We start from the raw sequence: 13427 nt of genomic DNA, 5'->3' as shown, positions 1-13427 counted from the left end.
TCGTTCCCACGCTCCGCGTGGTAATGCCGCCAGGGACGCTCCGCGTCCCACAAGCGAACGCAGAGCGTCCAAGAGGCATTCCCACGCGGAGCGTGGGAACGATCAAACAATGTGGCGGTAGGTAGAGCCGGTGTGTTGGTTGGGTAAGCGAGCCGTGTCGTGGAAGACTTTTTCCCGCAGCGTTCCCTGCGCATATTCCGTCTTGTACGAGCCCCGTCGTTGTAGCTCCGGTATCACCAGCTCAATGAAATCCACATAGCTCTCCGGCGTCACAATGCGCGTCAGGTTGAAACCATCCAGCCCGGTTTCACTGATCCAGGATTCCAGCTCATCGGCCACCTGTTCAGGCGAGCCCACCAGGGTGATATAGCGCCCGCCCAAGGCGTGCTGTTCAAGCAATTTGCGCCGGGTCCAGTCGTTGTTCTGCAGGTTCTGGGTGGCCGACTGGATCGCGTTGCTTTTGACATACTGGATCGGTTCGTCCAACGCGTACTGGGCAAAATCAATCCCGGTCGAGGCCGAGAAGTGCGCCACGCCGGCTTCCGCGCTGGCGTAGCTGAGGTACTCGGCGTGCTTGTTCCAGGCCAACGCTTCAGTGGCGCCAACGATGACGTTCAGGCCCATGAACACCTTGATGTCGTCCGGGTTGCGCCCAGCCTCCACTGCGCTGGCGCGCACCTTGTCCACCTGGCGCTTGGTCGCGGCCTTGTTCTGCCCGCTGATAAACACGCACTCGGCATGCCGCCCGGCGAACAGCAAGCCGCGCTCGGAACTGCCGGCCTGGAACAGCACCGGCGTGCGCTGCGGCGAGGGCTCGCACAGGTGGTAACCCTCCACCTGATAGAACTCGCCGTGGTGCTCTACCTTGTGCACCTTGCCCGGTTGCGCATACACCCGCGCTTGGCGATCGTTGCGCACCGCGTCGTCTTCCCAGCTGCCTTCCCAGAGCTTGTACAACACCTGCAGGTATTCATCGGCCTGGTCGTAGCGCTGGTCATGCTCGACCTGTTCGGTAAGGCCCATGGCCTTGGCGGCGCTGTCGAGGTAGCCGGTGACAATGTTCCAACCCACCCGGCCACGGCTCAGGTGATCCAGCGTCGACATGCGCCGTGCGAACAGGTACGGCGGCTCATAGGTGAGGTTGGCGGTAAGGCCGAAGCCAAGGTGCTGGGTGACGGCGGCCATGGCCGACACCAGCAGCAGCGGGTCGTTGACCGGTAGCTGGATCGACTCCTTGAGGGGCACGTCAATGGAGTCCTGATAGACGTCATACACGCCGACGATATCAGCGATGAACAAACCGTCGAACAACCCGCGTTCAAGGATCTTCGCCAGTTCAGTCCAGTATTCGAGGGTCTTGTACTCGGTCGAGTTGTCTCGTGGATGAGCCCACAAACCGTGATTGATGTGCCCGATGCAGTTCATGTTGAAAGCATTGAGCAGGATCTTTTTTTTGCTCATCAGATGGTCCCCCGCAGCGGCGGGTTTTCATCGTTGAGGTAGTAGTTGCCAACCGCATGGTATTTCCAGCGCACCGGGTCGTGCAGGGTGTGCACCCGGGCGTTGCGCCAGTGGCGGTCCAGGCCGTGTTCGGCCAGGGTCGCCTGGCTGCCAGCCAGTTCGAACAGGGTGCTGCCGGCCGCCAGGGAGATCTCGGTGCTCAGAGCGCGTACTTCGGCAACGGCGATGGAGGCTGCGGCGACGGTCTGGGCATTGCTGTCGGCCTGGGCGCGGTCGAGGAATTCACCCGAGCGTTCCAGCAAGGCTTCGGCGGCGTGCAGCCGGCTGCTCAGGTGGCCGAAGCTCTTGAGTGTCAGCGGGTCTTCGGTGGCCTTGTCGTTGTCGGCGTCGATCCATGGGCGGGTCTTGGTGCGCACAAAATGCAAGGCGTCCTCAAAGGCCGCGCGGGCGATGCCGGTGTCGATGGCTGCGTGGAGGATCTGCGCCAGCGGGCCGACGGTGGTCGGGCGTTCGAAAGCGCTCTGGAACGGCACCACGTCTTGCGCCGCGACCCACACGTTGTCGAACACTACCGAGCCGCTGCCGGTAGTGCGCTGGCCGAAGCCGCTCCAGTCGTCGATCACCGTCAGTCCCTCGCTGTCACGCGGTACGAAGGCCAGTTGCTGCACGCCATTTGCATCCACCACCGAAGTGGGGATGCGCTGGGCGTAGATCGCGCCGGTGGCGTAGAACTTGCGCCCGTTGATGCGAAAACCGTCGCCGTCGCGGGTGAGGCTGGTAATGCGGTCGTGGGCGGTCTTGGTGCCCAGCTCCGCCAAGGCGTTGCCAAAGCGTTGGCCGGCCAACACCTCGGCGTACAGGCGTTGCTGCTGTTCGGGGCTGCCGTTCACGCGCAGTACTTCGAGGGCATAGAAATGGTTTTGCGGAATCTGGCCCAACGAGCCATCGGCCTGGGCGATCAGTGCGATGACCTTGGCCAGGGTGACGTTGGACACGCCCGCGCCACCGTAGGCCTTGGGCACGCTGATGCCCCACAGGCCAGAGCGGGAAAACACGTCCAGTTCGGGCAATGGCAGGCGGCGTTCGCGGTCGCGTTGGGCGCTGTTGCGGCGCAAGTCTTCAGCAAGATCGCTGGCGACAATAAGCGCTTGTTCGTCGCTGGTGATGACCGCGACGGGGTGAGAAAGGGTCATGAGTTTCTCCAGAAGCTCGTGGAAAAAGTGTTCTGGTTGGTTAAATCCACGAATGACGAGCCGGCAAGGTGCCGTTGAGCCGATAGGCGCCGATGGCGTGGTACTTCCAGCGCACCGGGTCGTGCAGGGTGTGCACCCGGGCGTTGCGCCAGTGACGGTCAAGGTTGAATTCGGCCAGGGTGGCGCGGCTGCCGGCCAGTTCAAAGAGCTTCTCGGTGACTTGTAACGCCACTTCGGTGGTCAGCACCTTGGCCTCGGCCACGGCAATCGAGGCGTGGGCGGCGGACTGCGCGGTGATCGGTGCGGCGCTGACCTGGTCAAGCACCTGGCCGGCCTTGCGCAGCAGGGCTTCGGCGGCGTGCAGTTCGATCTTCAACTTGCCGATATCAGCGATCACATACAGGTCGTCGCTGGCCCGTTCGACCTTGGCGTCGATCCACGGGCGTGAGCGTTCACGCACGAAGGCAATGGCATCGTCGAGGGCGCCTCGGGCGATGCCAGCGTCGATGGCGGCCTGGATCAGTTGCGACACGGCCCCCTGGATATTCGGGCTTTCGCCCAGGCGCCAGTTGTCGATGACCAGTTCCGGCTCCACGGCCACGCGATCAAGCAAGACGGTACCGCTGGCGGTGGTGCGTTGGCCAAAGCCCGACCAGTCATCGACGATGCGCAGCCCCTCGCTGCCGCGCCGCACGAAGGCCATGACTTGCTTGCCGTCATCGTTCAACGCTTTTATGGCGACCCAGTGAGCAAACAGTGCGCCGGTGGAGTAGAACTTCTGGCCGCTGACCACGTACCCATCACCTTCGGCCGTAATGCGTGCCTTGAGCTCCAGGGTATTTTTGGTGCCGCGTTCCGGGCCGCCGTTGCCGATGCGCCAGCCGTCGAGCACGCTCTGGAACAGCTGCTTTTTCTGACGCTCGGTCGCGGTGCCCTGCAATACGTACAAGATGCCGAAATGGTTCTGCGGGATCTGCCCGAGTGCCGGGTCGGCTGCGCTGATGATCGCGAAGACTTCGGCCAGGGTCACAAACGACACCTGTGGGCCGCCGTATTCACGGGGAATGGAAATACTGCCCAAGCCGCTGCGGGTGAACTGTTCGAGCTGCGCCCAGGGCAGTTTGCGTTGCTGGTCGCGCTGGGCGGCGTGCAGGCGTGCAGCCTGGGCCAGTTCGTGGGCTGCACTCAGTGCCTGGGCGTCGTTGCGCAACACCGTGGCGGGCAACAGCAGGGGGGCTACGTCCAGATCACTCTGGGGGGGTGTTAGAGCCAAGTTAGACATCAGCGCCGCTCCTTGGCTGCACGCAATGCCCTGGCGTTGCGCACCGGGGTAATTCTGACCATACCGAACTCGCATTCAATGAAATAAACAGAAAAATCAGGAATGTCCGGTGGTCCGGTGCATATACCCTAAGCGTGTTAATTATTTAAATAAACTAACTTTTAGGAATATGCATAGAAGGGCTGTCACCCCGGTTCACAGGGTGAACCGAAGCGACGCGGTTGATAGCCCGGTGCGGGCGAGGCAGGGCGGGGCGGTGTGCAGGCGGCGATGCGCAGCGTGCGGGCGGGCGCCCAGCGGGAGTTGTTACCCACGCGGTCGAGAATGCAGTAGGTGACTTCCAACCGGCAGTCGTCGCCGGCTTCGACAATCACGTGGGGCGGCACCCACACCTGCACCGCCAGGCCGACGCTGTTGGCTTGGATGCGGGGCAGGTCCAAGCGTACATCGCCCCAGCGCAACGTAATGGCATCGCCCGTGCTCATGTTCAGGTAAGGCTCGATGGTCAGCGGAATGCCGCGCCTTACCTGGCTGCTGTTGACGCCGTGGCGGCGAATCGTCTCGGGCAAGTTCACGGGCGCCAGATTCTGGTTTTCAGTGTCGCCTTCAGGGTTCAGGCGCGGCGAAGGCTGACCGCCCGGATAGCTGGTCTTGACCCGCACCAGCGTCACCGCCGAGCGCATCGGGCCATGGCCGATCTGCAAGACCTGGTAATGGACGCGTGCCGGTCCGTCCTGCACAAAGCTCTGCGGTACGCATAAGTGGGTACACGTGCCGATCCTGCAGGCCGTCACCTTGCGCGAGGCGGCGAAGCAGTTGTTCCAGAACAGTTCGATCAGGTCGCCTTCTTCCATGCTCGGGTAGGGTGAAATATCGACCTGCAAGTGGGCGGAGGCCAGGGCGCTGATGCCGTTTCCAATAGCCTGGGGAAGCCTTGGGGCACTGAGCGTGGCCGGGGTTTGAGTGTGTGTCATAAGTAATCTCCTTGATGCAGCCAGCAGCAATCGTTCCGAAACCTGGACGCACAGGCGCAAGGGGGTTCGAAAGGCACGATTCAGTCAGTAGCCGGGATAGGATCCAATCCTCAAGGCGCTAGATAAGAGGGTTGGCCAAGGAGCGTCAATGGAGGCAAAGGGCTAAACGGCGGGTTTGGCGAGATTCAGACGGGTCTGACGGGGAGGGGGATTTTAAGGCGCTTGCGACGGGGGCTTTTACACGCTCAACCTGCAACCCGTTGTAGGAGCGAGCTTGCTCGCGAAGAACGCCCAGGCAACTCGGTCAATCTGATTCACCGCGTTATCGTTAACGTTCTTCGCGAGCAAGCTCGCTCCTACACTGGGAGGCGTCAGTGGGCGAGGAATTTGCTCAGGAACTGCTTGGTACGTTCTTCCCTGGGGTTGGCAAACAGCGCCTTGGCTTCGCCCTGTTCGACGATCACGCCCTTGTCGAAAAAGATCACCCGGTTGGCCACATCACGGGCAAAGCTCATCTCGTGGGTGACGATGACCATGGTGCGGTTTTCTTCGGCCAGGCTGCGAATGGTCGCCAGGACTTCGCCCACCAGTTCCGGGTCGAGGGCCGAGGTGGGTTCGTCGAACAGGATCACCTCCGGCTCCATGGCCAATGCGCGAGCAATCGCCACACGCTGTTGCTGGCCGCCGGACAGCCGCCGTGGGTACGACGCTTCCTTGCCCGCCAGGCCGACCCTGGCCAACAGCTTGCGCCCCAGTTCGGCCGCCGCTTCCCGTGGCATCTTCTTGACCACAATCGGGCCTTCGATGACGTTTTCCAGCGCGGTGCGGTGGGGAAACAGGTTGAAGTTCTGGAACACAAAGCCCACATGCTGGCGCAGGCGCCGCACCAGGCCCTGTTGCTGGTTGAGCGGCCTGCTGCTGTCGATCTCGATGTCACCCACCTTGATACGGCCGCTGGTGGGTTCTTCGAGGAAGTTCAGGCAGCGCAGGAAGGTGGTCTTGCCCGAACCGCTGGGGCCGATGATGGCGACCACTTCGCCTTCCTTGACCTCCAGGTCGATGCCGTTGAGCACCACCTGGCCGTTGAATTGCTTGGTCAGTTTTTCAACCACGATCATGCTTCAAGACTCCAGGTCATGCCGGTTGACCCGGTCTTCCAGACGATTTTGCAGATGCGCCAGGATGCTCGCCAGGATCCAGTAGATCAGGGCCGCGGACAGATACATGGTGAAAATTTCGAAGGTACGTGCCGACACCAGTTGGGCCTGGCGGAACAGCTCGGGCACCTGGATGGTGGCGGCCAGCGCCGTGTCCTTGACCAGTGAAATAAAGCTGTTGCCCAAAGGCGGCAACGCCGTGCGCATCGCCTGGGGCAGGATGGCCCTGCGCAACGTCTGCGCACGGGTCATACCGATACTGGCAGCAGCTTCCCACTGGCCACGCTCGATGGAGGCGATGGCGGCCCGCAGGATTTCACACGCATAGGCAGCCATGTTCAGCGAAAAGCCGATCATGGCGGCCGGGATCGGGTCCAGCTCGATGCCCACTTGTGGCAAGCCGTAGTAGATCAGGAACAGCTGCACCAGTAACGGCGTGCCGCGAAAGAACGACACGTAGACCCGGGCGGTCCAGCTCAAGAACTTGAAGCGCGAGAGGCGCATCAAGGCCAGGCCGAAGCCCAGCAGCAGGCCGAAAAACATCCCGCCCAGGCTGAGGATTACCGTGTAGTACGCGCCCTTGAGCAGAAAGGGCGCGGAGTCCAGCGCGAGTTGGAAACCTGCTTCCATTATTGCGTGACGTCAGCGTTGAAGTACTTCTCGGACAGCGTCTTCAACGTGCCGTCGGCGCGCAGTTTGTCCAGAGCCTTGTTCACCGCATCGAGCAGCTCGGGCTCACCTTTGCGCAGGGCGATACCGGATTCCTGACGGGAGAAGGCGTCGCCGGCAGCGGCGGTGTCGGGGGCTTTCTTGGCGTATTCCAGGGCGGCCAGGCGGTCGATCAGGATGGCGTCGATACGGCCGATGCGCAGGTCCTGGAACTTGGTCGGGTCGTCGTTGTAGGTCTTGATAATGGCTTTTGGTTGGTTGTCCTTGAGCCATTGTTCGTAGTTGGTGCCCAGGCCCACACCGACTTTCTTGCCGGCCAGGTCGTCGGCTTTCTTGATCGAGTCGACGTTCTTTTTCAGCACCAGCGCCTGGATGCCGGACACGGTGTAAGGCTTGGAGAAATCGTACTTTTTCTTGCGCTCTTCGGAGATGGTCACCTGGTTGACCACGGCGTCCAGGCGCTTGGATTCCAGCGCGGCGAGGATGCCGTCCCAAGGGGTGGCTTGCAGCTTGACCTTGACACCCAGCTCCTTGGCCAGCGCCTCGGACAGTTCCACTTCGAAACCGCTGAGCTTGCCGCTTTCATCGACAAAGCTGAACGGCGGGTAGGTGCCTTCCAGGCCGATCTTGATCTCGCCGGCCTTCTTGATGGTGTTCAATTGCTCGCCGGCAACCGCCTGGCCCAACCAGCCAGCGCCAAGCGCGAGGCCCAAAGTGCCAACCAACAGCGTGCGACGAAATGCAGAAATAGTCATGGAGAGCCCCTGTGTTTTTTATGGTGAGCGAAGCAGGTGACGCGGTAGTCGTATCCTGCCCTAAAGCGCGAAGCGCGTCTTCGCCTTCGGCGCGATGATAAGGTGGGTTTTTAAGTCTTGAAAATAATAAAAACACCATTTCATATTCTTTTTAGAAATATGTACAGCTCCCACATCGACAGTATTCAATCAGTTGAATACTGAGTCATAGGCAAACAATGCCGGCGCGCCACCGGTATGCAGGAAAATGATCGGCCCCTCTTCAAAGCGCTGGCGCCCGATGCCGTCGAGCAAACCGGCCATGGCCTTGCCGGTATACACCGGGTCCAGCAACAGACCTTCCTGGCTGGCCAAAAGTTTGATCGCCGAGAGGGTGCCAGCGTTTGGCTCGCCATACCGCGGCCCGAAATACTCGTCCCACAGGGTGACCTTGAAGGCGTCGGGGATAGCCACACCGAGCAACTCGGCAGTGCGTTCGGCCAGGCCCTGCACTTTCGGGAATTGCGCTTGCTCGGAGCGCGACACCGTGATGCCGATCACTGGCAGCTGCGGCAGTGCTTCGCTCAAGGCCAGGGCCAGGCCGCTGTGGGTACCCGCACTGCCAGAGGCGAGCACCACGGCGGGGAATTGAATGCCGCTGTCTTCAATCTGCGCGGCCAACTCCAGCCCGGCGCGCACGTAGCCCAGCGCGCCGAGTGCATTGGAACCGCCGATAGGCACCAGGTACGGCTTCTTGCCGTTACTGCGCAGGCGGTCGGCGAGGGCGTTGAGTTGGTCGTCGGCGTTGTCGAGGTTTTCCACCAACTCCACTTTGGCGTCGAACAGCTCCAGCAGCAGGCGATTGCCGTTGCCCAGGTAGTTGGGGTCGTCGGTGCCGGTAGGGTTTTCCAGCAGGGCAACACAGCCCAGGCCAAGCCTGGCGGCGAGCGCGGCGGTCTGGCGAACATGGTTGGACTGGATCGCGCCGGCGGTGACCAGGGTGTCGGCGCCCTGGGCGATGGCGTCGGCGGCCAGGTATTCGAGTTTGCGCAGCTTGTTGCCGCCCATGGCCAGCGGCGTGGTGTCATCGCGTTTGACGTAGATGTCCCTGCCCAGCCAAGCCGACAGCCGCTCGAGTTTTTCCAGGGCCGTGGCACTGCCCAGTAGTTCCAGACGGTTAAAACGGTCGAGCTGTTGTTTGATCATGGTTACGCACGGTGGCTGAGTGATTGGGGGACTATAGGCAGGCACTTTTCATCGGGCAACCGTCAATCGCTTATGACGAAATGTTCTTATGCTCACACCATTGGTTCTTAAGAGCTGCCTGGGTGCATACCGTAAAGTGATGGCCATTTCGTCAGGAGTGAATACCGTGAGTGAGCGTTCCAGTCATTGGCAATTGCAGACCATCGTCAGCCAACTGCGCGGCGCCCGCGACCAGTGGCGAACGCGCAATGGGCGCTTGAGTGGCGAGCATGGTGGCCGCGAGTTGCCGTCCCGCGAGGCGGTGGCACAGATTCTTGAGGCCTTGTGCGGCGCCCTGTTTCCGATGCGCCTGGGCCCGGCGGACCTGCGCGAAGAAAGCGAAGACTTCTACGTGGGCCATACCCTCGACGTCGCGCTCAACGCCTTGCTCGCCCAGGCGCGCCTGGAGTTGCGCTATGCCGCGCGCCAGAGCGGTGAGGACGACAGCGAAGTCAACGCCCACGCCATTCGCCTGATCCAGGATTTCGCCCTGGCGTTGCCATCCTTGCGCAGCCTGCTGGACACCGACGTACTGGCCGCCTACCACGGCGACCCGGCCGCACGCAGTGTGGATGAGGTGCTGTTGTGCTACCCGGGCATCCTGGCGGTGATCCACCACCGCCTGGCCCACCACCTGTACCGCGCCGGCCTGCCGTTGCTGGCGCGGATCAGTGCGGAAATCGCCCACTCGGCCACCGGCATTGATATCCACCCCGGCGCACAGATCGGCCCGAGTTTCTTTATCGACCACGGCACAGGCGTGGTGATTGGCGAGACCGCGATCATCGGCGAGCGGGCGCGCATCTACCAGGCCGTGACACTGGGCGCCAAACGCTTTCCGGCGGATGAAGATGGGCAATTGCAGAAAGGCCACCCGCGTCACCCTATTGTTGAAGATGATGTGGTGATTTACGCCGGGGCGACGATCCTGGGGCGGATCACCATTGGCCAGGGTTCGACCATCGGCGGCAATGTGTGGCTGACCCGCAGCGTGCCGGCCGGGGCGAATATCACCCAGGCGAATTTGCAGCATGATGATGGGGCGCAGAAGTAATACCTGAGCCAAACGCCGGTCAGTGTGGGAGCTGGCTTGCCTGCGATAGCGGTGTATCAGTCAACAGATGGGTGGCTGACCCAGCGCTATCGCAGGCAAGCCAGCTCCCACATTTCGTATGTATTTCACCGTCGGGTTGCTGAACGATTCGTCTCCTCCACGCGTCATACCAATCCCTGAGCTAGTGTAGGAAACACCTACCACTCAGCCCCGAGATTAGTCCCAGACCGCCTATTCATGTTTAACTTGAACGTTCGTTCAAGTTAAACCGGTGGTTCGCTGCCCGCTCACAACAGGAGGCTTACCTTTGCTGAGTCCGTTTTTTACAGCCATATCCCGCAACCTTGAGGTGCATCGTTCATGAGTGCATCGTCCACCCCTTCCAGCGGCATGGTGCGCATGAATGCGCCCGTTTTCTATTTTGCCGCCACCGTCATCCTGCTGTTTGGCATCACGGTCATCGCTATCCCGCAACAGGCCGGTGCCTGGCTGCTGGCGGCGCAAAACTGGGCGGCCAACACAGTCGGCTGGTACTACATGCTGGCGATGACGCTGTATCTGGTCTTCGTGGTGGTCACCGCGCTATCGGGCTACGGCAAGATAAAACTCGGTGCCGACCACGACGAGCCCGAATTCAGTTACCTGTCCTGGGCCGGCATGTTGTTCGCCGCCGGGATCAGCATCACGCTGTTTTTCTTCTGCGTCTCGGAGCCGTTGACGCACCTGGTGCAGCCGCCCCAGGGCGAAGCAATGAACGCCGATGCGGCGCGCCAGGCCATGCAGGTGTTGTTCCTGCACTGGGGCCTGCATGGCTGGGGCGTGTTCGCGTTTGTCGGCATGGCCCTGGCGTATTTCGCCTACCGGCATAACCTGCCGCTGGCGTTGCGCTCGGCGCTGTACCCGCTGATCGGCAAGCGCATCAATGGCCCTATCGGTTACGCCGTGGATGGCTTTGGCATCATTGCCACGGTGTTCGGCCTGGGCGCCGACATGGGCTTTGGCGTACTGCACCTCAACTCTGGCCTGGACTACCTGTTTGGCATTGCCCATACCCAGTGGATCCAGGTGGGCCTGATCACCCTGATGATGGGCGCGGCGATCATCGTGGCCGTGGCCGGCGTCGACAAAGGCGTGCGGGTGATGTCCGACATCAACATGCTGCTGGCCTGTGCGCTGCTGCTGTTCGTGTTGTTCGCCGGGCCTACCCAGCAGCTGCTCAACACCCTGATCCAGAACATCGGTGACTATTTGGGCGCGTTGCCCACCAAAAGTTTTGATGTGTACGCCTACAACGAGCCGAGCGACTGGCTGGGCGGCTGGACGGTGTTCTACTGGGCCTGGTGGATCGCATGGTCGCCGTTCGTGGGCCTGTTTATCGCGCGCATTTCCCGTGGTCGTACCATCCGCGAATTCGTGTTTGGCGTGCTGCTGATTCCGCTGGGCTTCACCCTGGCGTGGATGTCGATCTTCGGTAACAGCGCCATCGACCAGGTGCTCAACCATGGCATGGCTGCACTGGGCCAGTCGGCTATCGATGACCCATCGATGAGCCTCTACCTGCTGCTGGAAACCTACCCGTGGAGCAAGACCGTGATCGCGGTCACGGTGTTCATCAGCTTTGTATTCTTCGTGACCTCGGCTGACTCCGGCACTGTGGTGCTCTCCACCCTCTCGTCCAAAGGCGGCAACGCGGATGAAGACGGGCCGAAGTGGCTGCGTGTGTTCTGGGGCGCGATGACCGCCCTGGTCACCAGTGCGTTGCTGTTCGCTGGCAGTATCGACTCGCTCAAGTCTGCGGTGGTACTGACCTCGCTGCCGTTCTCGCTGATCCTGCTGCTGATGATGTGGGGGCTGCACAAGGCGTTCTACCTGGAGTCGCAAAAGCAGATTGCGCAGTTGCATTCCCTGGCGCCGATATCGGCTTCACGCAAAGGTCGAGGCGGCTGGCGCCAGCGCTTGAGCCAGGCCGTGCATTTTCCGTCGCGTGACGAGGTGTACCGTTTCCTCGACACCACGGTGCGCCCCGCGATTGAAGAAGTGACCGCCGTGTTTGTCGAGAAGGGCCTTACGGTGGTGACCCAGCCCGACCCGTCCAACGACAGTGTCAGCCTCGAAATCGGCCATGGCGAAGAACGTCCGTTCATCTACCAGGTGCAGATGCGTGGCTACTTCACGCCGTCGTTCGCCTTGGGCGGCATCGGCAAGAAAGAGATCAACAACCGCCGCTACTATCGGGCCGAAGTGCACTTGAGTGAGGGCAGCCAGGACTATGACCTGGTGGGCTACACCAAGGAGCAGATCATCAATGACATCCTCGACCAGTACGAGCGCCATCTGCAGTTCTTGCACATGGTGCGCTGATAGCGTTCCTCTCAAGTAGCTCTTTGCTGTAAAAGGAAGAGGCAGACTTAAGCGATTCAGCTGCTTAAAAGGCCCGGGAATATGCCTATTCCCGGGCCTTATTTGCCCTAGATCAAGAGAGGATTCGATGACGTACATTGCTGCCGAAAACCGCTATGAATCTATTCCCTATCGCCGCGTAGGCCGCAGTGGATTGGTGCTACCAGCCCTGTCCCTGGGGTTGTGGCACAACTTTGGTGACAGCACCCCGATCGACACCCAGCGCGCATTGCTGCGCACGGCGTTCGACCTGGGTATCAACCACTTCGACCTGGCCAACAACTACGGCCCGCCTTACGGCAGCGCCGAGATCAACTTCGGCCGGTTGCTGCGTGAAGACTTCAAGCACTACCGCGACGAATTGATCATTTCCAGCAAAGCCGGTTGGGACATGTGGCCCGGTCCTTACGGCCAGGGTGGCGGTTCGCGTAAATACGTATTGGCGAGCCTGGACCAGAGCCTGCAACGCCTGGGCGTCGATTATGTGGATATCTTCTACTCGCACCGCTTCGACCCCGACACGCCTCTGGAAGAGACCGCCAGCGCCCTGGCCACCGCCGTGCAGCAAGGCAAGGCGTTGTACATCGGTATCTCGTCTTACTCCGGGGTAAAAACCCGCGAAATGGCGGCGCTGCTCAAAGAGTGGAAAGTGCCGCTGTTGATCCACCAGCCGGCCTATAACCTGCTCAACCGTTGGGTGGAAAAAGACCTGCTGGAGACCACTGAAGAACTCGGCGCCGGGGTGATCGCTTTCACGCCGCTGGCCCAGGGTTTGTTGACCGATAAATACCTCAATGGCGTACCGGCCGATGCGCGGGTCAATCGTCCGGGTGGTGGCTCGTTGCAGGCCCAGCACCTGTCCGAAGCCAACATCGCCCATGTACGCGGCCTGAATGAAATCGCCAAACGCCGTGGCCAGAGCCTGGCCCAGTTGGCGTTGGCGTGGACATTACGTGATCCGCGGGTAACCAGTGCGCTGATCGGCGCAAGCCGGCCGGAGCAGATTATCGAGAACGTCGGGGCGTTGAAGAACTTGAGCTTCAGTGCTGAAGAACTGGCGGAGATTGATCGGTTTGCGCAGGAAGGTGGGATCAACCTGTGGGAAAAACCGTCCACTGCTGAATAACCTTACACCACTGGGTGACCGTTCCCACGCTCTGCGTGGGAATGCAGCCCCGGACGCTCGGCGTCCGCTTTAAAGTCGTGACGCAGAGCGTCACAGGAGGCGTTCCCACGCAGAGCGTGGGAACGATCTGTC

General features: G+C 61.2%; 11 protein-coding genes. 3 read left to right on the top strand and 8 right to left on the bottom strand.

Annotated features, from left to right (window positions below):
* Positions 1-102 precede the first annotated feature (102 nt).
* The 8 genes from APH41_RS17275 to APH41_RS17240 all read right to left on the bottom strand — a co-directional run bounded on the left by APH41_RS17275 (position 103) and on the right by APH41_RS17240 (position 8676).
* A complete protein-coding gene (locus tag APH41_RS17275; RefSeq protein WP_054920301.1) occupies positions 103-1461 on the bottom strand; it encodes an LLM class flavin-dependent oxidoreductase in 1359 nt (452 codons plus the stop codon).
* The gene (locus APH41_RS17270; RefSeq protein ID WP_054920299.1) at positions 1461-2654 is read right to left on the bottom strand and encodes an SfnB family sulfur acquisition oxidoreductase; all 1194 of its coding nucleotides are present in this window, start codon (positions 2652-2654) and stop codon (positions 1461-1463) included. Before APH41_RS17270 ends, APH41_RS17275 begins: the two co-directional genes overlap by 1 nt.
* Before the next feature lie 40 nt (positions 2655-2694).
* Positions 2695-3936, bottom strand: a complete 1242-nt coding sequence (locus tag APH41_RS17265; protein ID WP_054920297.1) for an SfnB family sulfur acquisition oxidoreductase — start codon at positions 3934-3936, stop codon at positions 2695-2697.
* Positions 3937-4121: 185 nt separating this feature from the next.
* Complete coding sequence (locus tag APH41_RS17260) at positions 4122-4910, bottom strand: hypothetical protein (protein ID WP_054896661.1); 789 nt, start codon at positions 4908-4910, stop codon at positions 4122-4124.
* Positions 4911-5281: 371 nt separating this feature from the next.
* Positions 5282-6028, bottom strand: coding sequence for an L-cystine ABC transporter ATP-binding protein TcyN (tcyN, locus tag APH41_RS17255; protein WP_014716461.1), 747 nt, complete (start codon positions 6026-6028; stop codon positions 5282-5284).
* A gap of 3 nt (positions 6029-6031) precedes the next feature.
* On the bottom strand, positions 6032-6697 hold the full coding sequence (tcyL, locus tag APH41_RS17250) for a cystine ABC transporter permease (protein ID WP_054920295.1): 666 nt from the start codon (positions 6695-6697) through the stop codon (positions 6032-6034).
* The gene (tcyJ, locus tag APH41_RS17245) at positions 6697-7491 is read right to left on the bottom strand and encodes a cystine ABC transporter substrate-binding protein (RefSeq protein WP_014716462.1); all 795 of its coding nucleotides are present in this window, start codon (positions 7489-7491) and stop codon (positions 6697-6699) included. Before tcyJ ends, tcyL begins: the two co-directional genes overlap by 1 nt.
* Positions 7492-7680: 189 nt before the next feature.
* A complete protein-coding gene (locus APH41_RS17240) occupies positions 7681-8676 on the bottom strand; it encodes a D-cysteine desulfhydrase (RefSeq protein ID WP_054920293.1) in 996 nt (331 codons plus the stop codon).
* 166 nt (positions 8677-8842) lie between these two features.
* Between APH41_RS17240 and epsC the strand changes: the two genes are divergently transcribed.
* The 3 genes from epsC to mgrA all read left to right on the top strand — a co-directional run bounded on the left by epsC (position 8843) and on the right by mgrA (position 13295).
* Positions 8843-9769 (top strand): serine O-acetyltransferase EpsC, encoded by a 927-nt coding sequence (gene epsC, locus APH41_RS17235; RefSeq protein WP_054920291.1) that lies wholly within the window; start codon positions 8843-8845, stop codon positions 9767-9769.
* Positions 9770-10168: 399 nt separating this feature from the next.
* Entirely contained in the window at positions 10169-12130 is a 1962-nt protein-coding gene (gene betT, locus APH41_RS17230) for a choline transporter BetT (RefSeq protein WP_177333575.1), read from the top strand.
* A gap of 127 nt (positions 12131-12257) precedes the next feature.
* Positions 12258-13295 (top strand): L-glyceraldehyde 3-phosphate reductase, encoded by a 1038-nt coding sequence (gene mgrA / locus APH41_RS17225; RefSeq protein ID WP_054920286.1) that lies wholly within the window; start codon positions 12258-12260, stop codon positions 13293-13295.
* Positions 13296-13427 lie beyond the last annotated feature (132 nt).

The organism is Pseudomonas sp. NBRC 111138 (assembly GCF_001320835.1).
Classification (GTDB): Bacteria; Pseudomonadota; Gammaproteobacteria; order Pseudomonadales; family Pseudomonadaceae; genus Aquipseudomonas; species Aquipseudomonas paracarnis.
This window is presented reverse-complemented; position numbering and strand designations above follow the sequence as displayed.